A 25,813-nucleotide genomic window follows, 5' to 3' on the forward strand; every position below is an offset into this window, starting at 1 on the left:
TCACCGATCGATGCGCGGCCGGACGGCGAAGACCTCGTGCATTTCGGTGCCGACCAGACGCGGGTCCTGGCGGGTCTGCGCCGACATGCCCTGCCGCGTGAGCAGGTCGCAGACCTCGCGCAGACGGCCGTCGCGATCGTGGACCTCGGCCACGACGACGTGGATGCGCCGCCAGTCCGCGGCGGTGATGCCGAGCAGCACATCCCATTCCGCGCGTTCGACGTCGACCTTGAGCAAGCCGATCTCGCATCCTCGGCAGTGCTGGTCCAGGATCGCCGATACGGTGGTGACTCCGACCTCCAGCTGTACGCCGTCGTGCAGCCCCTGCGTGATGACCGCGATGGCGCGGTCGTCCAGCCCGTTGTTGCGCAGATAGGTGGCGGTCGCTTCGTCGTCGGCCGCGCGATCGGCGAAGAAGCCGGAATTCGCCGTCGCGCGCGGATACCAGGTGAACGGCCGGGTCCCCGGCGTCGCACCGACCGCGGTCCGCAGCGATATCCCGCCGGGAACATGCGCCGCGATATTGCGGTCCAGGCATCGGAAGGTCATCGGCACCGGTTCGACCGCGATGACGCGGGTGCCGGGGCAGGTGTCGGCGAACATCATCGCGCTCAGGCCGATATTGGCGCCGATGTCGAGCACGACCTCGCCGGGACTGAGGAATTCGGCCGCGTGCCGGTAGAACCCGTCGGCCGCGGTCGTCTCCCCCCACAGCATTCTGGCTTCGGCAGGGCTGGTGCAGGTCACCGTTCTGCCGTCATCGAGTCGCACGTGTTGCAGAGTGGTCAGCATTGTTCCATGAACCTTTCGAGGACGGGGCCGACGACTGCCAGCGCATGGGGATGGCTCAATTCGAGATGGCGGGCGTCGACGACGACGTTGTGGATGTCGCCGCCCACGTAGGGCCGCCAGGTAGTGGCGAGAGCGTCGTGGTCGGGGTGATCCTGTCCGGCGGTGAACAGGAGCAGGTCACCGTCGAAGACTTCGGGCCGATGGCCGGTGGAGATATCGCCGGCGGTGCGGAAGCTCGCCATGACCCGATCGGTCTGTTCGGCGGTGAACAGTCCGGTCGCGATCACCTGCTCGCGGATGACCTCCCACGCTTGCTCGTGCGTGCTCACCACCAGTTCGTCGCCCAGGTCGAACAGTTCGCGCCAGCCGCCGAGCAGATCGGTCATCAGTCGTCCGGGTGCGGGTTCGTCGGCAACGGGTTGCGGGAGCGCGCCGGCCGCGCTGTCGAGCAGCGCCACGATGCCGACGCGGGCGCCGTCGCGGCGCAACCGCACCGCCATCGCGTGCGCGATCTGCCCGCCGAGCGACCACCCCAGCAGGTGGTAGGGGCCCGTGGGCTGCACTCGGCGGATCTCGGTCACGTAGCGGTCGGCCAATTCGTCGACGGAGGTGGCGGCGGGTTCACCGGCGACGACGTGCGGATCCTGCAGGCCGTAGACCGGCCGATCCGGATGCAGATGTTCGATGAGCCCGCCGTAGAACCACGCCAGGCCCCCCGCCGGATGCACGGCGAACACGGCCGGCTCGGATCCGTTCGCGCGCAACGGAAGCAGCACCCTCAGCCCCGACGCGCCGTCGTACTCGTCGGCGCGGCGGGCCAGCGTCCGCGGTGTCGCATCCTCGAACATCCACGGCAATTCGATCGTCACACCGCGCGTGTGCAGTTCGGTCACCGCCATGGTGGCCAGCAGCGAGTTGCCGCCCAGATCGAAGAAGCCGTCGGTCGCCCCGACGCGCGCGGCGCCCAGGATCTGCTCGTATACCTCGCCGATCACCTTCTCGGTGTGGGTGCGCGGTGCGACGAACCGTTGCGCGGCCGCGTCGAAATCGGGTGCGGGCAGGGCTTTCCGGTCCAGTTTGCCGTTGACCGTCAGCGGCAGATCGTCGAGCTCCATCACCATCGAGGGCACCATGTAACTCGTCAGCACCTCGGCGGCGGCCGCCCGCACCTGCCCCGGATCGAGACGCTGTCCGTCGGCGGCGACCACGTATCCGATCAGCTGGTCGACCTCGCGCTCGTGACGATGTACGGCCGCCGCGGCCCGCGCGACCGACGGATGCCGCAGCAACGCCGACTCGACCTCCCCCAGCTCGATCCGGTATCCGCGCAGCTGAACCTGGGCGTCACCACGACCCGCATAGGCCAGTTCCAGCCCGGCGCCGGTCTCACGCCAGCGGCCGAGGTCGCCGGTGCGATACAGCCGGGCGCCGTCCGGGTCGAACGGATTCGCCACGAAACGGCCGGCCGTCGCCGCGGGTGCGCGCAGGTATCCGCGCGCGAGTTGCGCTCCGGCGATGCAGATTTCACCGCGCACCCCGATCGGCACGGGCCGCAGCCGGTCGTCGAGCACATAGGCTCGCAGTCCCGGCAGCGGTACCCCGATCCGGTCCGCGCCCGGGCCGCCGACCTCGGCGAAGGTCACATGCACCGTCGTTTCGGTGATCCCGTACATGTTGACCAACCGCGGTGAACCGGGCTCGTGGGCGGCGAACCATCCCGACAATCGCGCCGCGTCCAGGGCCTCGCCGCCGAAGACGACGTAGCGGAGCGCGAGATCACTATGGGCACGGTCGGTTTCGCGATATCTGCGTTCGGCGTCGGCGAAACCGTAGAAGGCGGAGGGGGTTTGGCTCAGGATCGTGACGCGCTCGCGTGCAACCAGTTCCACCAGTGCGTCGGGCGAGCGGGCGGTGTCGTGGTCGACGACGACCAGTCTGCCGCCGGTCAGCAGCGCACCCCACATCTCCCACACCGCGAAATCGAATGCGTAGGAATGGAACATCGTCCACACGTCGCCGGGGTGGACGTCGAATCGTTCGGCGGCGTGGGTCAGCAGCGTGACGGCGTCGCGGTGGGTGACCGCGACGCCCTTGGGGGTGCCGGTCGATCCGGAGGTGTAGATGACGTAGGCCAGGTTGTCCGGCCGCGCGGCCACCGGCGCCCGCGCGCTACCGGCGTCGAATTCGGTCTCCGCATCGTCGATCGACACCATCGGCGTCGCGCACCTCGGCACCTGCGCGGCCATATCGGCCGAGGTCAGCACCACGACGGGCCGTGCGTCGTCGATGACGAAACGCAGGCGACGCGGCGGATTCGCGGTGTCCAGCGGCAGGTATCCCGCGCCCGCGCGCACGACGGCGAGCAGTCCGACGATCAGGTCGACCGACCGCGGCAGCGCCACCGCCACCAGCGTTTCCGGTCGTGCGCCGTGCGCGGCTAGACGGGCGGCGAGCCGGGTCGCGCGTCGATCCAGTTCCGCATAGGTGAGCTGTGCCGTACCGTCGCTCACCGCGATCGCGTCGGGCTGCGCCGCGACGCGGGCGGAAAGCAGCTCGGACAGGGTCAGTTCCGCCACCGCGGTACCGCCGGTCCCGGCGGCCGCCAGTATCCGGCGGCGCTCGCCGGGCTCGACGATATCGATATCCCCCACGGCGACAGCGGGATTCGCGGTCGCCTGCTCGAGGACGCGGACGAGCGCCTGGGTGAATCGCCGCATCGTCTCTTCGACGTACAGGTCGGTGGCGAAGGTGAGCCGGCCGGCCATTCCGCCCGGCCGGCCGTCGGGTCCGGGTCGCGGGACGAGTTTGACGTTGAGATCCGCGCGTGCCTGATCGAAGACCTCCTCGAGAGGTTCGACGGTGAGTCCCGCCAACTCCAGCGTGGCGGCATTGAGATCCTGCACGTCGAGGGTCACCTGGTAGAGCGGCATGTGCGCGGTCGAGCGCCGCGGATTCAGCTCCTCCACGATCTCTTCGAAGGGCACGTCGGCGTGCGCGAAGGCCGCCAGATCCGTGTCCCGGACCGCGGCGAGCAGTTCCTCGAACGCCCGCGGCGACGTTACCCGGGTCCGCAACACCAGGGTGTTGACGAACATGCCGATCAGATCGTCGAGTTCGCGGTCGCCACGGCCGGCCACCGGGGTGCCGATCGCGATATCGCCAACCGCGGCCAGCTTCGACAGCAGGACCGCCAGCCCGGCATGCAACACCATGAACACCGTCGCGTCGGCCGCCCGGGCGAGGGCATCGATGCGGGCGTGCAGTTCGGCGGACAGCTCGAAATCGAGGGTGCTGCCGTGCATGGACGCCACGGGCGGGCGGGGCCGGTCGGTCGGCAGTTCGAGAAGTTCGGGCAATCCGGCGAGGGTACCGGTCCAGAATCGCAGCTGCCGGGAGACCAGTGAGTCCGGGTCCGTCTCGTCGCCGAGCATCTCGCGCTGCCAGAGTGCGTAGTCGGCGTACTGCAGGGGCAGTGGCGGCCAATTCGGTTGTGTTCCTTGCCGGCTCGCCTCATAGGCGAGCGCGACGTCGCGGGCGAGCGGCATCATCGACTGTCCGTCGGCGCAGATGTGGTGGACGCCGATCACCAGCACGTGATCACGGTCGCCGAGGGCGAACAGTTCGGCGCGTACCGGCGCCTCCCGGGTGACGTCGAAGCCCGCGGACACCACCGCCGCCGCTCGCTCGAGGATCTGCCGTTCGTCGGCCGGGATCGGGATCAGGGCGGGCGCGACCTCGTCGGCGCCGATCACGACCTGGCAGGGGGCTCCGTCGATCATCGGGAATCGGGTCCGCAGCGATTCGTGCCGGTCGATGACCAGCGCGCACGCCCGCCGCAGCGCGTCGACATCGAGGTCGCCCCGCAGCCGGATCACCAGCGGGATGTTGTACGCGCCGACCGAGGTGTCGAAGCGGTTGAGGAACCACATCCGTTGCTGTGCGGGCGAGAGCGGGATCCGGTCGGGGCGGGTCCGCGCGACCGGCCGCGCCGCGACGGCCCGGTCGGCGTCGGCCAGACGCGCGGCCAGTTCGGCGACCGTCGGGGCGTCGAACAGATCCCGGATGCCGACGTGCACACCCAGGGCCGTGCGCACGCGGGCCACCGCCCGGGTGGCCGACAGCGACGTGCCGCCGAGTTCGAAGAAGTTGTCGGTCGCACCGACGTCGGCGACGCCCAGGACGTCACCGAAGACGTCCGCGATGCGTTGTTCGGTGTCGGTGCCGGGAGCGATCCGGCGTCGCCGCACTGCGAAATCCGGTGCCGGCAGCGCCGATCGGTCCAGTTTGCCGGTCGCGGTCAGCGGGAGCTCGGGGATGCGCAGCACGACATCTGGCACCATCTGCGCGGGCAGACGGCGGCGGGCGGCGGCGGTGACCTCGTCCGGATCGATGTCGGCGTCGCCGACCAGATACGCGGCCAGTCGCGAGGTGCCGCGCTCGTCGGCGCGCACCGCCACCGCCACCCGCTCGACACCGGGGTGCTCGGCCAGCACGGCCTCGATCTCGCCGAGTTCTATGCGCTGCCCGCGGATCTTGACCTGGAAGTCGCGGCGGCCGAGATATTCCACCGCGTACTCCGGTGTCCAGCGGGCCAGGTCGCCGGTGCGGTACAGGCGAGAACCTGCCGGGCCGAACGGATTCGCGACGAACGCGGTCGCGGTCGCCGCGGGCCGGTTCGCGTAGCCGCGAGCCAGTTGCGGGCCCGCCAGGTACAACTCCCCCGCCACCCCGACCGGCACCGGACGCAGCCACGGGTCGAGCACGACGGCCTCCATACCGCGGATCGGGCGGCCGACGGTCACCACCTCGCCCGGCGCCAGCGCCGGGCTGATGCCGGCGAAAATGGTGGCCTCGGTCGGTCCGTACCCGTTCAGCAGCCGCCGGCCCGGCGCCCACACCGCGACCAGCTCCGGTGTCACCGCCTCCCCGCCCGCCACGAGTACCCGCAACGAGTCCATACCGTCCGGGGACAGGGTGGCCAGCACGCTCGGGGTGAGGAAGGCGTGCGTTACCCGGTGGGCCCGGACAACGTCGGTCAAGTCTTCCCCGGCATAGGCGTCCGGCCCCGCGACGACCAGCACCGCGCCGCCGGTATGGGCCAGCAGTATCTCGAGGACCATCGCGTCGAAGCCCGGGCCCGCCGCGTGCAGCACCCGTGAACCGGTGTCGATGCCGAAGCGGTCGCGCACCACCGCGGCGAGGTTCGCCAGCCCCTCATGGGTGACCACGACCCCCTTCGGCACTCCGGTGGATCCCGAGGTGTAGATCACGTAGGCCGCGTCCGCGGTTCGTGGTGTGCGCACGCGTTCCGTCTCGGTGATCGTGGCCGCGGACTTCGCGGCGATCGCGGTCTCGGTCCGCGGGTCGTCGAGGATCAGCGGGAACACCGCATCGGGTAGCAGGTCCCGCACCTGCGAGACCGTGAGCGCCACTCGCACAGCGGAATCCGCGAGCATGTGGGCAACGCGGTCGGCCGGATTGCGCGGGTCGACCGGCAGGAACGCCGCGCCCGTCTTGGCCGTCGCCCACAGTCCGACGACGAGTTCCGCCGACCGCGGCAGCACCAGCGCGACCTGCTCACCGGGACCGATCCCCTGCTCGATCAACGATCGCGCCAACCGGTTCGAGCGGGCGTCGAGTTCGGCGTAGGACATCGTCTGCCGGCCCGAAATCACCGCCGGCGCAGCGGGATTCAACCACATGCCGGCGGCGAGCAACCGGTCCGCGCGTTGCGGCGCGACCGCCACGCCTCCGGTGGCGGGGACGACGGCGGCGCGATCGGCCCGGTGCAGCAGATCCAGTGACATCAGCTGCGCCCCGGGATCGTTCGTGATCGCTCGCAACACCATCGCCAGCCGGTCGGCAAGCGCCGACGCCGTCGCGTCGGTGATCCGGTCCCGCCGGTAGCGCAACCGGATGTGCAGCCGGTCGGTGTGGTGGGCCTGGACGGTGATCGGGTAGTGCGCGGCGTCGCGCCCGTCCGCCGCGTCCACCCGCATGCCGTCGATGTCGGCGGCGCCCAGTCCGCTGCTGTCGACCGGATAGGACTCGAACACCACCAGCGTGTCGAACAGCGTCACCGTGTCGACCGCCGACAGTATCCGTGGTAGTTCCAGGTAGTGATGGTCGAGCAGGCCGGTGTTGCCGGCCTGCAGCCGAGTCAGGGCCTGCTCGAGTGTGTCCTCGCGGCGCACGTCGGCGACGACCGGAATCGTGTTGATGAACAGTCCGATCATCGACTCCACCCCGGCCAGGTCGGCGGGCCGGCCGGATACCGTACTGCCGAAGACGACACGCTCGGAGCCGAGCAGATTGCCCACGACCACCGCCCAGGCGAACTGGACGATCGTCGCCATCGTCACCGCGCGGGACCGCGTGAAGTCCGCCAGCTCGGCGCTCATCTCACCGTCGACCTCCACCGGCAGATCGATCGGCATGGTCGCGGCCGCATCGGCGTGCGGATCGGCGACCAGGGTCGGTTCGGTGACATCGCGCAGCGCGTCGCGCCACACCGCCTCGCTCGCGGCACGATCGCGGCGAGCCAGCCATTCCAGATAGTCGCGGTAGGACGCCGCGTCCGGTAGCAGCTCGGGTTGTGCGTCCACCGCGTACAGGCCGATCAGTTCCCGCCACAGCAGCGGCAGCGACCATCCGTCGAGCAGGAGGTGGTGGGCGGTCAGGATCAGCCGGAAATCGCCCGGCCCCACCGTGGCGAGCACGAATCGCAGCAGCGGCGGTTGCGCCGGATCGAAGAACGACGCCCGCTCGGCATCGAGCAGGGCCGCGGTCTCGGTTGCGACGCCGGAGAGCGTGACCTGCCGCCACGGCACCTCGACGCGCTCCGGAATCACCTGCACCGCAACACCTTCGGCGGTACGCGCGAATGCGGCACGCAGATTCGGGTACCGGTCGAGCAGGGCATGCGCGGCACGCAGGAACCGGGCGCCGTCGACCTCGCCGGAGAGGGTGAGCACGGATTGGGCCAGATAGACGTCCAGGTCGCCCGCGGCGATCTCGGCATGGAAGAGCAGGCCGGCCTGCAGCGGCGCCAACGGCCACACGTCGTCGAGGCGTCCGTAGCGGTGGGCGAACGCGTCGAGATCGCTGCGGGTGACGTCGACGAGCGGCACATCGGCGCGGCTGAGCCCCCAGTCCCGATCGGCGGCGGCCGCGACGGCGGTGAGCGCCTCGACCCATTCGCCGGTGAGTTCGGCGACCTCGTCGTGGTCGAGCAGCCGGGAGGCGTAGCCGACGTATGCCGACAGTTGCGGTCCGGCGGCCGTATCGAACACGGTCACATCGATGGTGAGCACCGCCGCCACCGGCATATCCGGCTCGAACGCCGCACGCTGATCGAAGGTTTCGCCGGACGGAACCCACGCCGGATCCACAGGGTCCGCGCGATCGACACCGGTGCGCCCGAGGTTGTTGAAGGCGATCTGCGGTTCCGGCAGCTCGGCGAATCGCTGGGCGGTCGCGGGATTCAGGAAGCGCAGGAGTCCGTAACCGACTCCCTTGTCGGGGATTTCACGCAACTGATCCTTGACCGATTTCACGGCGGCAGGCACGTCGGCGGAGTCGGTCCCGTCGAGGTCGAGGACCACCGGATACCGAGTGGTGAACCAGCCGACCGTCCGGGAAAGGTCCGCCCCTTCCACGATCCCTTCCTCGCGCCCGTGTCCCTCGAGCATGACACTCGTCGTCGCACAGTCGATGCCGCGGCGCTCGCGCCAGCGTCGCACCGCCATGGCCAGCGCGGCCAGCAGCGCATCGTCGACGGCGCCGTGGACGGCCGCGGGCACCGCGCGCAGCAACGCCGAGGTCACGTCCACCGGCAGTGTGACGGTCAGGTGGCGCACCGTCGACTGGGTGTCCAGCGCGGGATCGGCCTTCGCGCGTCCGAGCACCGGGTCCGGAATGGAGCACAGGTGTTGCCACAGTGGGAACTCCTCGGCGCGCGCGGCGGCGGTTTCGACCAGCGCGTCGGCCCAGCGCCGCATCGAGGTGCCGGGGGTGGCCGGCTCGACGGCCCGTCCGGCGACGATCCGCTGCCACGCGGTGGCGAAGTCGGGCAGCAGAATGCGCCACGACACCGCGTCGACGGCCAGGTGATGGATCACGATGAGTGCGCGTGCCTCCGCGTCCACCCGCGGCTCGGGCAGCAGGCAGACGACGTGCATCATGGCACCGGTCGCCGGGTCGAGCCGGTCGGCCGCCGCGGCCGACGCCGCCTCCACCACGGCGGTGAAGCCCGGCGAGCCGGGCCGTTCGCCGGCGCCGAAGGTGCGCACCGACACCGATCCGGCGGCCTCGGATGCGCTCGGCGGCAGCACATCCCAGCGGCCCGCCCGGAGCCGGGAGCGCAGCACGTCGTGGCGTTCGACGACCGCCCGTACGGTCGCACACACGTCCTCGACCCGCGCGTCGCGCGGCAACCGCACCAGCATGGACTGCGCGAACCGCGCCGGCGCTCCGAGATGCTCGACGAACCAGGCCACGATCGGCGTGAGCGCGACCTCGCCCACCCCGCCGCCGGGCAGTTCCTCGAGCGCCGCCCGCGCCGGCGCCTGCGCGACCTGCGCCAATCCGCGAACGGTCTTGCGCTCGAAGATATCTCGCGCCGTCACACCGATCCCGACGGCCCGCAATCGCGACGCCAGCTGGATCGACATGATGGAATCGCCACCCAGCGCGAAGAAGGAGGTGGTCGCGCCGACGCCGCTCACACCCAGCACATCGGTGAAGGCGGCGGCCACGGTCCGCTCGAGTTCGTCGGCGAGGGTCGCCGCCCCCTCGGGACCGACGTCGAAGTCCGGTTCCGGCAACGCTTTTCGATCCACTTTGCCGGTCGAGGTGAGCGGCAACCGGTCCAGGACGGTGATCGTCGCCGGCACCATATGCGCGGGCAGGGCGACCGCGAGCCGATCGAGGATCTCGCCCGGTGCGGCGGTCGCGGTGGAACCGAGGGTGACATAGGCGGCGAGCACGGTCCTTCCGCCGGGGCCGGTGCGAGTCACGGTGACCGCGGTGGTGACGGCCGGATGTGCGAGCAATGCGGCATCGATCTCGCCCAGCTCGACCCGCTGACCTCGGATCTTGACCTGAAAATCGAGCCGGCCGACGTACTGCAGCGTGGCCTGCTCGGTCCAGCGCACGATATCGCCGGTGCGGTACATCCGGCTCCCGGGCGGTCCGTATGGATTCGCCGCGAACGATGCCGCCGTGACGGCAGGGCGATTCATATATCCGCGTGCCAGCGCGGCCCCGGCGAGGTACAGCTCCCCCGGCACGCCGATCGGTACCGGGCGCAGCCGCGCGTCCAGCACCACCGCCTCGGCGCCGCGGATCGGCCCGCCGATGGTGAGGACTTCGTGCGGACCCACCGGATCGCTGATCGTGATCACGATCGTCGTCTCGGTCGGGCCGTAGATGTGGTGCAGCCGCCGCCCAGCCGCCCACGCCGCGATCAGATCGGGTGCCACCTTCTCGCCACCGACCGCGAGCACCCGCACCGAATCGACCTCGGCGGGTGACATCGTCGCCAGCACACTCGGCGTCAGGAACGCATGCGTCACCCGATGCGCCGCCATCAGTGCGGCCAGGTCCGCGCCCCCGACCACCTCCGGGGGCGCCACCACGAGCGCCGCGCCGGCGGCGTGCGCCATCAGCGCTTCGAGCAGAACGGCATCGAAGGCCGGGGACGCGACCTGCACGATGCGCGAGCCGCGCTCGACTCGATAGCGATCGCGCTGCTCCTCCGCGAAGGCGGCGAGCCCCTCGTGGGTGACCATCACGCCCTTCGGCGTCCCGGTCGATCCGGACGTGTAGATCACATAGGCCGCATCCCGGAGCCGCGGTGCGCGTGGACGTTTCACCGCGACCTCGCCCAGGGACAGGGGTTCGCCGAGCATCAGCCAGCGCACATCGCGGGGCAGCGCGGCGCGCGCGGCGGTCGTCGTGATGCCGAGGCCGGCGCCGGAGTCGCGCAGCAGATAGGCGATCCGCTCCGGCGGATAGCGCAGGTCCAGCGGCACGAAGGTGGCGCCGGTCTTCGCGATCGCCCACATGGCGATGTGATAGTCCGCCGAGCGTGGCACGGCCAGCGCCGCGCACACCCCTGGTTTCGCACCTGCCGAGAACAACCGGGCGGCAAGCTCTTCCGCGCGCGCGTCGAGCTCTCGGTAGGTGAGGGTGCGAGTGCCGTCGATCAGCGCGATCGCCTCGGGAGCGGTCGTCACCGCTGCGGCGAGCAGCTCCGGAAGCAGCCGCGCTGCGGGTGCGGCGCCGCCCCGCGCGGGCACCAGCCGCTCGGCCTCGTCGGCGTCGAGCAGCGCGATGTCGCCCACCGGCCGGGCCGGATCGTGGACCACCGCGTCGAGTACGCGAACGAACCGGTCAGCCAGCGCGCGGGCGGTGGATTCGACGAAAAGATCGGTGGCGTAGATGATTTCGCCGTCCATTCCGGTGGCCCCGGCACGGCCGGGGTCATCGGTCAGCAGGACGGTGAGATCGGTCTTGGCCTGGGCGACACCGGGATCGACCAGTTCCACCTCGACGTCGGGCAGCCGGAATCGGTCCGCCGGGGTGTGCTGCAATCCGAACAGCACCTGATACAGCGGCGTGTAGGCCGTGGACCGGGGCCGGTCGAGCAGATCGACCAGCCGCTCGTAGGGCAGATCGGCGTGCGCGAGCGCCTCGAGGTCGATGCCGCGCACCTGCGCGACGAGCTCGGCGAACGACACGTCGTCGCGGACCGGTGTGCGCAGCACGACGGTGTTGACGAACATGCCGACCAGATCGTCCAGCGCCGCCGTCCCGCGCCCTGCCACGGGGGTGCCGATCGATATGTCGCCGGTGTGCGCGGTACGAGCCAGCACGAGCGCCAGCGCGGAATGCAGCACGACGAAGACGGTGACGCCCTCGCGGTGGGCCAGCTCGACGATCGCGTGGTGCAGTCGCGCCGGTATGCCGAATCGAACACTGCCACCGGTCATCGACATGGTCGCGGGCCGTGGATGATCGGCCGGCAGATCCAGCAGCTCCGGCGCGTCGGCCAGAGCCGCCGTCCAGTAAGCGGCCTGGCGTGCCGTCACCGATTCCGGATCCTCCTCGGCGCCGAGCACGTCTCGCTGCCACAGGGTGTAGTCGGCGTACTGGACGGTCAACGGTTTCCATTGCGGTGCTTCATCTTTCACGCGTGCCGCGTAGGCGGTGAAGATGTCGCGGGCCAGCGGTGCCATCGACGAGCCGTCGGCGGCGATGTGATGGACGACCAGCACCAGCATGTGCTGCGCCGGCCCGGTGCGATACACCCGCGCGCGCACCGGGACCTCGGCCGCGACGTCGAAGCCCGCCGCGACGGTCTGCCGGATCCGCTCCGGAAGCGTGTCCTCGTCGGCCGGCTCCGCATCCGGTGCCAGCTGCGCGGCGACGGCTGCCCCTTCCCGCACCACCTGGCAGGGTTCGCCGGCCACCGTGGGATAGAAGGTGCGCAGGGGTTCGTGACGTCCTACGACGTCCTCGAACGCCGCGCGCAAGGCGCCCGGATCCAGGGCGCCGGTCAACCGCGCCGCGAAGCCGATGTTGTAGGCCGCCGAGTCGGGATCGAACTGGTTGATGAACCACAGCCGTCGCTGTGCCGCCGCCAGCGGGACCGTGGCCGGACGTGGCCGCGGCGCGAGCGGGATCGGCGCCGACGATGTGCGCTGTGCGAGACGGGCCGCCAGTCCGGCGATCGTCGGCTCCTGGAAGATGTCCCGGATTCCCACCCGGATCCCGAGCGCCGTCTCCGCGCGCGCGGCCAGCCGGGCGGCCGACAGCGAGTCGACACCGAACTCGAACAGGTTCGCCACGACACTCACTCGCTCTCCGCCGGTGAGCGTGGCGACGATATCGGCCAGTGCCGCTTCGTGATCGGTACGCGCCGGCACGAATTCCGCCGGATCGTCGAACTCCGGTTGCGGGAGTGCGGCGCGGTCGAGTTTGCCGTTCGCGGTGAGCGGCATCCGGTCGAGCACCTCGACGCGACCCGGAACCAGATACGACGGCAGCAGCCGAGCGAGCCGGTCCCTGATCGCCCGCCCGTCGATCACCGCGCCCGGCCTGAGCGTCACATAGGCCACGATGCGCTCCGCGGTCGCGACCGCGACCGCGCGCGCGACCTCCGGAACCGCGCACGCCGCCGCCTCGATATCCCCCGGCTCGACGCGCTGGCCGTGCACCTTCACCTGGAAATCGCTGCGGCCCAGGAAGTCCAGTTCGCCGGATCTGGTCCAGCGCACCAGATCTCCGGTGCGGTACAGCCGCTCGCCCGGTGCGCCGAACGGATGCGCGACGAAGGCCGCGCAGGTCAGATCGGCGCGGCCGTGGTAGCCGCGCGCCACTTGCACACCGGAGACGTAGAGGTCGCCGACGACGCCGACCGGCACCGCACGCAGTCTCCGGTCCAGCACGTACACCCGCATGCCGGAGACCGGCGCCCCGATCGGGACCGTCGCGGGAATCGTCGCGCCGGGCAGGCATCGCGCGGAGGTCACCACCTCCGCTTCGGCCGGGCCGTACCAGTTCACCACCTCCGCGGCGGTGAACACCCGCGCCGCGGCATCGACAGTGGCTTGCGGCAGCGCCTCCCCGGCGACGAATACCCTTCGCACCGAGGGCAATTCCGAGTCGCCGACGGTTTCGAGAAGAACGTCGAGCATCGACGGGACGAAATGCACGGTCGTGATTTCCCGGGTCGCGATGCAGTCCGCGAGATAGGCCGGGTCGCGATGCCCGTCGGGTTCGGCGATCACGATGTGCGCACCGGTCTGCAACGGCCAGAACAGCTCCCACACCGCGATGTCGAAGGTGACGGGCGTCTTGTACAGGACCGTATCGCCGGCGCCGTGCGGCCACTGCCGCTGCGCCCAGGCCAGCTGACTCGCGGTGGCGGCGTGGGTCAGCGCCACCCCCTTGGGCACGCCGGTGGAGCCGGAGGTGAACAGGACGTAGGCCACGTTGTCCGGCCGCAGTGGCGCCAGGCGATGTGCATCGGTGATCGCGTCGCCGGACAGCGTGGACAGATCGAGCCGATCGAGATCCACCCGCGGATAATCAGGCGGGATGCCGTCGCCGTCGGCCGAGGTCGTGAGAACCAGGAGCGGTCGTGCCGCGTCCAGCACGTCGGCGATGCGCCGGCTCGGCTGCTGCGGATCGATCGGGACGAAGGCCGCACCCGAGTTCAGCACCGCGTACAACGCTGTCACGAGATCGGCCGAGCGTCGAACTGCCACGGCCACAGTGGTTTCCGTGCGCGCACCGCGCGCGATCAGCCATCGGGCCAGCCGGTGGACACGGTCGGCGAAGTCCCGATAGGTCAGCGCGTCGCCGTCGGCGGGCAGGATCGCCGGAGCGTGCGGGGTGCGGCGCACCTGTTCGCCGAAGCCGTCCACGAGGGTTCGCCCCACCGACATCGGGTCGCCGGTGTCGTTCCAGCGTTTGAGCACCAGCTGCCGTTCGTCGGCATCGAGCAGGTCGAGCTCGCCGAGCGGCGCGTCGGCGTCGGTCGTGAGCGCGTCGAGCAGGCGGACGAACCGGTCCGCGAAACGCTGTGCCGATTCCGCGTCGAACAGGTCGGTCGCGTAGGTCAGCCGCAGCGTCATGCCCGCCGGCTCACCGCCGGGGCCGTGCTCCTCCGTCACCATGAAGAGCAGGTCGTAGATCGCGGAACTGTCACCGGGATCGATGGTTTCGACGATGAGGTCCGGAAGTTCCACACGCGCGCGCACCATGTTCTGGTAGGCGAGCATCACCTGGAACAGCGGTGAGTGCGCGGTCGAGCGGGCCGGACGCAGCGCGTCGACCAGTTGCTCGAACGGCACGGTCGCGTGGTCGAAGGCCTCGATATCGTTGCGGCGCACCGCGTCCAGCAATCCGGTGAACGTCCGGTCGAGCGTGACGCGCGTGCGCAGCACCAAGGTGTTGACGAACATGCCGACCAGGTCGTCGAGCACCCGGTGGCCGCGGCCGGCATGCGGTACGCCGACGGTGACGTCGTCGCTGCCGGACAGGCCCGACAGCAGGACCGCGAGCGCCGTGTGCACCACCATGAAGGTCGTGGCTCGCGTGCGCTGGGCCAGCGATTCCACCCGGCTCTGCAGTTCCGCCGGGATGTGGGCGTGGATCAGTGCGCCGCGGTGGCTCTGGTCGACCGGTCGCGGCCGGTCGGCGGGCAGTTCGACCAGCTCGGGTATGCCGGCCAGTCGCGTTCGCCAGTAGGCGATATCGCGGGCCACCGGCGATTCGGGATCGTCGGGCGAGCCGAGCACCGCGCGCTGCCACAGCGCGTAATCGGCGAACTGCACCGGCAGCGGCGGACGATCCGACGGGTGGGCACCGGCCCGTGCCCGATACGCCGCCACGAGATCGGCGGCCAGCGGCGCCACCGAATAGCCGTCGCAGCTGATGTGGTGCACCGCGATCGCGATCACCCGGACGGTGTCCGACAGCTGATACAGCGCGACCCGCACCGGCACCGCCTCGGCCACGTCGAATCCGGTGGTCGACAGCGCGGCCAACCGGCCGGCCAGCTCATGCTCGCCGATCCGCCGCGGTGTCAGATCCCAGTCCGCGACGACGGCGGCCGCGTCCAGCACCACCTGCGCGGGCACGCCGTCGACCGCCGGGTACACGGTGCGCAGGCTCTCGTGCCGTTCGACCACGTCGCCGACGGCTGCCGTGAGCGCGTCCGCGTCGAGGCCACCTTCGAGCCGGACCGCCAGCGGCACAATGTATCCCGGCGCCTGCGGGTCGTACTGGTTGAGGAACCACATCCGGGTCTGCGCCGTCGACAACGGCAGGCGATCCGGTCGCGGTCCGGGTGCCGGGGCGGGCAGCGCGGGCACGCCCCGCAGCCGGGTGATGCGCTCGGCGAGTTCGGCGACGGTGGGCGCTTCGAAGATCATCCGTACCGGCACGGCCGCATCGAGTGTGGCGCCGATCCGGCTCAGAGCGCGCGTGGCGACGAGTGAATTGCCGCCCAGATCGAAGAAGTCGTCGTCCGCGCCCACGACGGGCACGCCGAGCAGTTCGGTGAAGACCTGGGCGACGGTCTGTTCCACGATCCCCTGGGGTGCACGGTATTCCGTCTGCCCGATCGAGTCCGGGACCGGCAGGGCCCGGTAGTCGATCTTCCCGTTCGCCGTGAGCGGCACCCTGTCGATCCGGATGACGGCGGACGGCACCATATAGGCCGGCAGGCGTTCCAGCAGCCGGCACCGAATCCGCCTGGCGTCCATGGTTTCCGGTGCGACCACGTAGGCGATCAGGCGTTGCTCGCCGCGGGCCGTGTAGACGCGTGCCACCGCCGCACTCACCTCGTCCTGCGCGAGCAGTGCCGCCTCGATATCGCCCGGTTCGATGCGCAGCCCGCGAATCTTGACCTGATCGTCGGCGCGCCCGACGTAGCTCAGGACGCCGCCCTTCTCCCAGCGAACCAGATCACCGGTGCGGTACATGCGCGACCCGGGTGCGCTGCCGAGAGGGTCGGCCACGAATGTCGCGGCGGTGAGGTCCGTGCGCCGGTGATAGCCGCGGGCGAGCTGGACCCCGCCCAGATACAACTCACCGGTCACACCCGCCGGTACCGGGTGCAGACGCGAATCCAGCACGTGGACCACGACATTCGGCTCCGGCGTACCGATCGGCACGGTTCCGCCGTCGATACCGTCGACGTGGTAGGCGGTGACGCTGACCGCGGCCTCGGTCGGCCCGTACAGGTTGTCCAGGCGGGCGTCGCTGAGTTGCCGGAAGCGGCGGACGGTGTCGGCCGGCAGCGTTTCGCCGATGCACAGCACGCGCCGCAGGTCGGGGAAGCGGTGACCGGCCGCCGCCTCCTCGAACGCCGAGAGCAGCGAGGGCACGAAGTCGGCCGTGGTGATGTGATGGTCGGCGATCAGCCGCGCGACCGCCTCCGGATCGGCGCCCGCACCCGGGCCGGCGACCACCAACTCGGCGCCACAGGTCAAGGCGCAGAACAGTTCCCACACCGACAGGTCGAAGGTGACCGGGGTCCGCAACAGCATGACGTCGTCACCGAGCCGGTAGTGCTCGCGCAGCCAGCGCAGCTGATTGACCACCGCGGCATGCGATACCGCCACGCCCTTCGGCACCCCGGTCGAGCCGGAGGTGTAGATGACGTACGCGAGGTTCTCCGGTCGCAGCGGCCCGAGCCGGTCGCGGTCGGTCACCGGCGCGCCGTCGCGCGATCGGCCGCCGAGTTCGGCGAGGTCCCAGACCGGGAGGTCGCCGGGCAGGTTCGCCTCGTCGGATCGGCGGGTGAGTACCGCCCGGGGCCGTGCCGCGCTGAGCACGGCGCGCACCCGATCGAGTGGATGTTCCGGATTCAGCGGCAGATACGCCCCACCGGCCGCATGGATCGCGTAGAGGGCGGTCAGCAGGTCGATCGAGCGGCGCATCGCCACGGCCACCACGGTGTCCGGGCCGACGCCTCGGTCGATCAACGTCCGCGCGAGTGCGTTCACCCGGGCCGCGAACTCGCCGTAGTCGAGTCGCGTGCCGTGCTCGGCGTCGAGTACGGCGCTCGCCCGCGGTGTCGCGGCGGCCTGGGCCGCGAAGAGTTCGGCGATGGTCGCCGAGGACGGCGCCATGGTCCCGCCCGTTTCGCGAACAGCCAGCTCGCGCGCCTCTTCGCCGGTCAGCAGGTCGATATCGCCGATCGCGCGGTCGGGCCGGTCGACCACCGCGCGCAGCAGCAGCACGAATCGGTCGATCATCGAGCGGATCGTGGATTCGTCGAACAGGTCTGTCGCATAACCGAATTCGAGGGCCATCCCACCCGGTTCACCGTCGCGGCGCGCGGTGTCGACGAGATTGAGGTGCAGATCGTATTTGGCCACGCTCGGGTCGGCGGTCCGGGCGTCGACGGTCAAACCTTCGAACCGCACCGCCGGAATGTCGATGTTGTGGAATGCGAAACCCACCTGGGTCAGCGGCGCATGGGCGGTGGAGCGAGGCGGATTCAGCACCTCGACGAGACGTTCGAACGGGATGTCGGCATGGTCGAAGGCGGCCAGATCGGTCGCGCGGACCTGCTCCAGAATCCGGCGGAAGCAAGCGCCGGGGTCGATGCGGGTGCGCAACACCAGCGTGTTGACGAACATGCCGATCAGGTGTTCGAGCCCGGGTTCGCCGCGCCCGGCGACCGGCGTGCCGACCGCGATGTCCGCGCTGCCCGACAGGCGTGCCAGCAGGGCGGCGTACGCCGCGTGCAGCACCATGAAAACCGTCGCATCGCTCGAGCGGCCGAGTGCGATGAGCGCACGCCCGAGATCGGACGGCAGGGTGTAGGACACTGTCGCACCGCGGAAGCTCTGCCGCGCCGGGCGCGGGCGATCGGTGGGCAGATCCAGCACTTCGGGCAGATCGGCCAGCGCCGTGCGCCAGTAGTCGACCTGCACGGCGGCCGGAGCGCTCGGATCGTCTTCGGTGCCGAGCCGTTTCCCTTGCCACAGTGCGTAGTCCGCGTACTGCACGGGCAGCGGATCCCATCGCGGTGCCTGCTGCCGGCGGCGTGCCTCGTAGGCGGTCATCAGGTCGGCGGCCAGTGGCGCGAGCGAGGATCCGTCGAAGCTGATGTGATGGACGACGAGGACCAGCGTGTGTTGCTCGGGGGCGGTGCGCAGCAGGGTGATCCGGAACGGAATGTCGCGGGTGACGTCGAATCCCGCGGCCGCCGTCGCGGCGATGCGCGCCTCGAGATCGGCCGCGGGAACGGTCACCGGCTCCAGCGCCGCCAGCGCCTCACGCACCGGCACAATCACCTGATGCGGCCCGGTATCACTGTCGGGATGCACGGTGCGCAACGCCTCGTGCCGGTCGAGCACATCGGCGACGGTCGCGCGCAGGGCCGCCACGTCGAGGGGGCCGGACATACCCATCACCAGGGCGATGTTGTAGAGCGCGGAGTCGGTGTCGAACTGGTTGAGAAACCACATCCGGGCCTGGGCCGGCGAGAGCGGAATGCGCGCCGGTCGCGGTTGCGGGAGCAACGGTTCCCGCCCGGGTGTGTCGATGGTGCGCAGCGCCGCGGCGAGCGCCGCGACCGTCGGCGCGTCGAAGACGGTGCGCAACGACACCTCGACACCGAACGCGGCACTCAGCCGCGCGACCAGCCGCGTCGCCGACAGCGAGTTGCCGCCGAGGGCGAAGAAGTCGTCCGCGGCGCCGACCCGGTCGATACCCAGCACGGCGCCGCACACATCGGCGACGAGTTGTTCGGCCGCATCGCGCGGCGAGACGAAAGCTGCTCGCGCACTGTCGAATACCGGATCGGGTAAGGCGGCGCGGTCGACCTTGCCCACCGAGGTCAGCGGGAGGGCGTCGAGTACCGTCACGGACTCGGGAACCATATGCGCGGGCAGGTGGCGCGCGGCATAGGACGTTACGGCGGCCACGTCGACGACGTCGTCGACGGACGCGAGATAGGCGGCGAGCCGCATTCCACCCTCGGTCGCGACGCTCACCGCGACCGCGGCGGCGACGTCCGGATGACCGGCCAGGACGGCCTCGATCTCACCGAGTTCGATGCGCTGCCCGCGAATCTTCACCTGGAAGTCGGTACGCCCGGCGTATTCGAGGGTGCGTTCGGGGGTCCAGCGGGCCAGATCGCCGGTGCGGTACATCCGCTCCCCCGCCGCGCCGAACGGCTCGGCGACGAACGCCGCCGCCGTGTCCGCGGGCCGATCGAGATATCCGCGGGCGAGATGGATGCCGGAGATGTACAGCTGTCCTGTCACCCCGACCGGCACCGGCCGTAGCCGCTCGTCCAGAACCAGCGCCCGCACACCGCGGATCGGACCGCCGATCGTCACCCGGTCGCCGGGTCCGAGCGGATCGCTGATCGCCACCATGATCGTGGTCTCGGTCGGTCCGTAGCCGTTGTGCAACCGGCGGCCGGGACCCCACACCGCGACGGTGTCGGCCGAGACCGCCTCCCCACCGGCCACCAGCACTCGCAACGACCCGATGTCGGCGGGCGACATCGTCGCCAGCACGCTGGGCGTGAGAAACGCATGTGAGATCCGTTGCCTGCGAATCAATTCCGTCAGCGGTTCACCGGCGAAGACCTCCGGCGGGGAGACCACGAGCGCCGCACCGTGCGGGTGTGCCATCAGCAGTTCCAGCACCAGCGCGTCGAAGCCCGGAGCCGCCACCTGCAGCACTCGCGCGGAATCGCCGATCCGATACCGTTCCCGTTGTTCGGCAGCGAAATTCGCCACACCCGCGTGCGTCACGGCGACGCCCTTCGGCTCGCCGGTCGAACCCGACGTGTAGACCACGTACGCCGTATTCGACACCCGGCACGGGCGAATCCGGTCGCGGTCGGTCACCGGGGACGCGGAGCGGCACGTGATGCGGGCCTCGGTGCGCGGCTCGTCGAGAACCACCCGCTCGGTGGTGTGCGGCACCAGATCCCGCGTCGCGATCACGGCGACCGCGACCCGGACGTTCGCGAGCATCACCGCCACCCGCTCGGCCGGATTGCGCGGATCCACGGGAACGAAGGCCGCCCCCGTCTTGGCCACCGCCCACATTCCCACCACGAGTTCCACCGACCGCGAGAGCATCAGCGCGACCCGGTCGTCGGCTCCGATCCCGTACTCGATCAGCACTCGCGCCAGCTGGTTCGATCGGGCGTCCAACTCCCCGTAGGTCAGGGTGTGCCCGCCCGATACGATTGCCACCGCCTCCGGATCCCGGACCGTCAGCAGCTCGGCCAGCACGAGGGGCGCGTCGGCACCGCCACCGGATGCGGGCACCAGCGCGGCGCGCTCGCCGGCCGACAGCACATCGACCGCGCCGACCCGCTGCCCGGGATCTCGCACGACCGATTCGAGAATCCGATGCAGGCGTGCGGCGAACTCCTCGACCGTGCCTCGGTCGAACAGGTCGGCCGCGTAGTTGATCCGCATCGGGAGATCGCCTGCAGCCCGGGCGTTCTCGGCGACGGTGACGATCAGATCGACCTTCGCCGGCTGCGGTCCCGGATCCAGGACCTCGGCGGTGACGCCCGCCAATTCGAGGGTCGGGCGCTCCATATTGTCGAATGCCAGATATACCCGGCACAGCGGGTCCTGCGCCGCCGCCGTCATGGGCTCGACCGCTTCGGCGACCCGTTCGTAGGGCAGGTCGCTGTGGGCGAGCGCGCCGACGTCGATGTCCTCGACCCGCGCGAGGAACTCCGCGAACGTTTCGTCGTCACGTACTCCCGTCCGCAACGGGACGGTATTGACGAACATGCCGATCAACGGCTCCAGCACGCGTTCGCCGCGGCCCGCGACCGGCGTGCCGACGGTGATATCCGCCGAACCCGACAGCCGGGCCAGCAGCACGGCCAGCGCGGCGTGCACGACCATGAAGGTGGTGACCTTCGCCGTGCGCGCCAGTTGCTCGATCCCGGCGTAGGTCTCGGCGGTGATCGCGGTGTCGACGACATCGGCGAGCAGGGACCGGCGGTCCGGGCGCCGGCGGTCGACCGGGAGTTCCAGCGGCCGCGCCATATCCGCCAATTGCGCTGTCCAGTAGTGCAATTGGCGAGAGGCGAGCGACTCCGGATCGGTGTCGTCGCCCAGTAACATGTGCTGCCGGATGCTGTAATCGGCGTATTGCACCGGCAGTGGCTGCCAGCCGGGGGCGTGCCCCTGCGCCCGCGCGCGGTAGGCGGTGGCGAAATCGGCCGCGAGTGGCGGCAGCGACGATCCGTCGCAGCAGATGTGGTGCAGCACGACCACCAGGACGTGCCCGTGATCGCCGGTGGCCAACAGTGCCACCCGGATCGGCGGCCGGTGACGCACATCGGTTCCGGTCGACACCAGCTCACCGATCCGGTGGTCGAGTTCGTCGGCGCCGATGCGCCGCGGTGTCACATCCAACTCCGCGACCACATCCTCGGGCGGCAGAATCACCTGTGTGCCTCGGCCGTTCACGGCCGGATACATCGTGCGCAAGGATTCGTGCCGTTCGATCACATCGGCGAGGCCCGCGCGCAGGGCGGCAGTGTCGAGACGTCCGGACAGCCGCAGCACCAGCGGAATGTTGTACGCCCCCGATTCGGGCTCGATCTGATTGATCAGCCAGATCCGGGTCTGCGCCGGTGCCAGCGGGATGTGGTCGACGCGCGGTTGTGGCCGCAGCGCGGGCCGAGCGGACCGGCGGGCACCGTCGATATGGGCGGCGAGCTGGGCCGCGGTCGGCTTCTCGAACAGCTCGCGCACCGACACCTCGCACCGGGTCGATTCGGCGATGCGCACGGCGGCTCCCGTGGCCGTCAGCGAGTTGCCGCCCAGCTCGAAGAAGTCGGCCAGCACACCGACCCGGGCGACGCCCAGGACCTCGGCGAAGATGCCCGTGATGGTCTCCTCCACGGCCGTGCGCGGCGCGACGTAGGCCGCCGCCGAATCCGGGGCCGGCTCCGGCAGGGCCCGATGGTCCACCTTGCCGTTGACCGTCAGCGGCAGCGCGTCGAGAACGACGACGTGGGCCGGGACCATGTAGTCCGGCAGGATCGAGCGCACATGCGTGCGCAGCTCGTCGGCCGCGCAGACCGCGCCGGAGGCCGGCACCACGTAGGCCAGCAGCCGGGCCGCCTCGGTACCGGGCAGATGCACCACGACGACCGCCGCCGACACCGAACTGTGGCCGATGAGCGCGGCGCGGATCTCGTCGAGTTCGATCCGGAACCCGCGCAGCTGCACCTGTCGATCGGCGCGGCCTCGATACTCCAACTCGCCCTTGATGTTCCGGCGTGCGATGTCACCGCTGCGGTACAGCCGCGCACCCGGCGCGCCGAACGGGTCGGCGACGAAGCGTCCCGCGGTCACCCCGGGGCGGCCGACATAACCGCGGGCGAGTTGCGCTCCGGCGACGTAGATTTCGCCCCAGGCGCCCAGCGGCACCGGCCGCAGACGCTCGTCCAGGACGTACACCCGCAGGCCCGGCAGCGGCGTTCCGATGATGCTGGGCGCGCCCGGCACGGCAGACTCGGCCGCCAACGGGGTGTAGGTGACGAAAACCGTGGTTTCGGTGATGCCGTAGCTGTTGGCCAGCACGGGCAGATCCGGATTCCGCGCGTACCAGTCGGACAGACTCGCCGGATCCAGCGCTTCACCCGAGAGCACGACGAGGCGCAGCGCGAGCTCACCATCGGGTTGCCCGGCGTCCACATAGCGCTGTCGCGCGGCCGCGAACTGATGGAACGCCGACGGTGTCTGACTGAGAACGGTCACCTTCTCCCGCGCGGCGAGGCGGACCATCTCGTCCGGTGAGCGCGTGACAGGCCCGTCCACCACCACGATCCGGCCGCCGGTAACCAGCGCGCCGAAGATCTCCCAGACCGAATAGTCGAATGCGAACGAATGGAACAACGTCCACACGTCACCGGCGCGCACCCCGATTTCGGCCGTCGCATCGGTCACGTAGGCGGCGACCGCGCCGTGCGTGATCGACACGCCCTTCGGCCGCCCCGTCGATCCCGAGGTGTAGATGACATAGGCGATGTTGCCGGGACGCAGTGGACGCACCCGGTCGGCGTCCGTGATCGGTTCGCCACTCTCGGTGGCGTCGTCGTCGAACAGCACGACGCGGCCCGTCTCGGGCAGCCGATCGGACATGCTCCGGCTCGTCACCACGGCGATCGGTGCGGCGTCGCGCAGCACATGGTCGAGGCGCTCGAGCGGATGTGCGCGATCCAGCGGCAGATATCCGGCGCCGGACTTGACGACAGCCAGTGCCGCCACGATCAGATCGGCATCGCGTGGCAGCGCGATCGCCACCAGCGTTTCGGGCCCGGCCCCGAGGGCGATGAGCCTGCGCGCGAACCGGTTGGAGCGTTCGTCGAGCTGGCGATAGGTCAGCGCGGTCGTCCCGTCGTCGACGGCGACGTCGGACGGCGAGAACGCCGCGCGCCGCGTGACGAGGTCGGCGAGCGTCGCCGCTGTGGCCGTCCCTTCGCGCCCCGCGAGTTCGCCGAGCACCCTCCGCTGTTCGGCGGGACCGGCCAGCGGGATGTCGACCAGCAGGGCCTCGGCGGGCGAGTTCGACATGCGATCGAGGAAGTCGACGAATCGGCCGGCGTGGGCGTCGAGTTCGTCCTGCCCGTACAGGTTGGCGTTGCCGTGCAGTTCGACCGCCAGCGGTGCGTCGGCACCGGCGCGGTACATGTTGAGTTGCAGGTCGTCCAGCGCCCCGGAGGTCAGCGCGCGGTAATGCCCGGTCGCCTCGCCGAGGCGGATCTCGGAATCGAAGAACAGGATGTTGACGATCGGGCCGAACGAGGTCGCCGCCGCGTCGAGGGCATCGGACTCGCGGCGCAGATCCTCGAACCGGTAGAGCTGATGCCGCATGGCCAGCACGAGTTCGGACACCGATGCGCGGATCAGGTCCTCCACCGTGGTCGCCGGATCCACGGTGAATCGGATCGGCACCATATTGGCCAGCATCGCGGCCGCATTGCGCAATCGCCTGGTCACCCGCCCGGACACCGGCAGCGACAGGACGACCTCGTCGGTACCGGTCATGCGCGCGAGGAAGGCGGCGAACGCGGCCACCACCACCTGCGCCGTCGAGGCGTGCAGGTCGGCGGCGAAACGGTCGAGCCGCGCGGTCAGCGCTGACGGCAGCGTGCGCCCGGCGAAGCGGTCGTCCTCGCTCCATTTGGCGGAGCGCCCTGCCAAACTAGCCGCAGGCGGCAGGCCGGCAACCTTGTCCAGCCAGTACGCCCGGTCGGTCTCGAACCGCCGGCTCGTCCGATAGTCGTGCTCCGCGGCGATGAGCTCGGTCAGCCCGGGCACCGCCAGCGGCGCCGGTGCCCTGCCCTCGATCAGCGCGTTGTAGTGCTCGGCCACGCGGTTGATGAGGTTGAACGCGCCGTAGCCGTCGACGACGAGGTGATGAGCGCGCGCGTACCACAGGTACCGGTCCTCGCCGATCCGGATGAGCTGGGTCGCGGTGAGCCGGTCCCGGGCCGGATCGACGGCCTTGGTGCCGTAGTCGCGGCGCATCCAGTCCATCGCCGCCGCGTGCGGGTCGGCGGAATCGCAGAGATCCAGCAGCGGCTCGTCGTAGACGATGCTGCGATCGACGTACTGATACGGACGACCGCCGACTTCGACCACCCGGACGATGAGCGACTCGCTCTCGTGCGCGGCGTTGTTCATCGCCTCGGTGAAGGCGGCGTAGTCGATAGGCCCCTCGATCTCGACGTAGTGAGCGATGTTGACGTTCGGTCCGCCGGGTAGGTTGTCCGCCAGCCACATTCCGTATTGCGCCCTGGAAAGCGGAATCAAATCAGGATTACGGTCGGCAGGCATGGCTGAATCCGGACTCATCGTTTAACCCCTCCTCGAATTCCGAGACACGGAGCACGCACACCACCGCCTGTTTCCGTGCGCGGAATTACCCGTTGCGGTACCATCAATTGCGAATGCAATTACATTTGCGATTCCCCGAGCTGCCGGATTCCCGAATACACCCGAGCGCCCGTAACCCCCTTTCGATCACGGGCGGTTCGACGCACACGACGTCACCCCAATCGGAGTCGAGAAGAGGCATTGTCCGATTGGGGGCGTTATGTGGATCGTGCGCCTGCCCTGCGTAGCTGAAGACCCCCTCTCGCCGAGCTTGGCGAGCACTGTGCGACAACTCTTCGCCGGATTATCAACATGCCGCCACGACCTCCGGGCGGCTCGAAAGCCCCACTCGCACAAGGCAAATGAAGGCCCTGTCGAGCGGGTTGGAACTACGAGCGATTTGTCCGTATCAAAGTGGATAGCTTATTGTCGAGCGGGTCGAACCCCCCGCCGCGCCACGGTTTCGAAAGCTTGCGTCGGCATTGTGTCCGACCCGGGTAAAACACCCCGGCGAGCATTGTTTCACCGCTCCACGCGACGATGCCGCGCGGAGTGACCTATTGCGGTCCATGCTGTGCGGAAAACCGTTGCACCGCACCTAGCCGATACTACTG

At 70.1% G+C, this 25,813-nt stretch carries 2 protein-coding genes; both read right to left on the bottom strand.

Features of this window, described 5'->3' with window-relative positions:
* Positions 1–792, bottom strand: a complete 792-nt coding sequence (locus NMI01S_RS16470; RefSeq protein ID WP_062998120.1) for an FkbM family methyltransferase — start codon at positions 790–792, stop codon at positions 1–3.
* Positions 786–25,178 (bottom strand): non-ribosomal peptide synthetase, encoded by a 24,393-nt coding sequence (locus tag NMI01S_RS16475; protein ID WP_157126211.1) that lies wholly within the window; start codon positions 25,176–25,178, stop codon positions 786–788. The genes NMI01S_RS16470 and NMI01S_RS16475 overlap by 7 nt, the downstream gene beginning before the upstream one ends.
* Positions 25,179–25,813: the final 635 nt, after the last annotated feature.

The organism is Nocardia mikamii NBRC 108933, assembly GCF_001613505.1.
Taxonomy (GTDB): Bacteria; Actinomycetota; Actinomycetes; order Mycobacteriales; family Mycobacteriaceae; genus Nocardia; species Nocardia mikamii.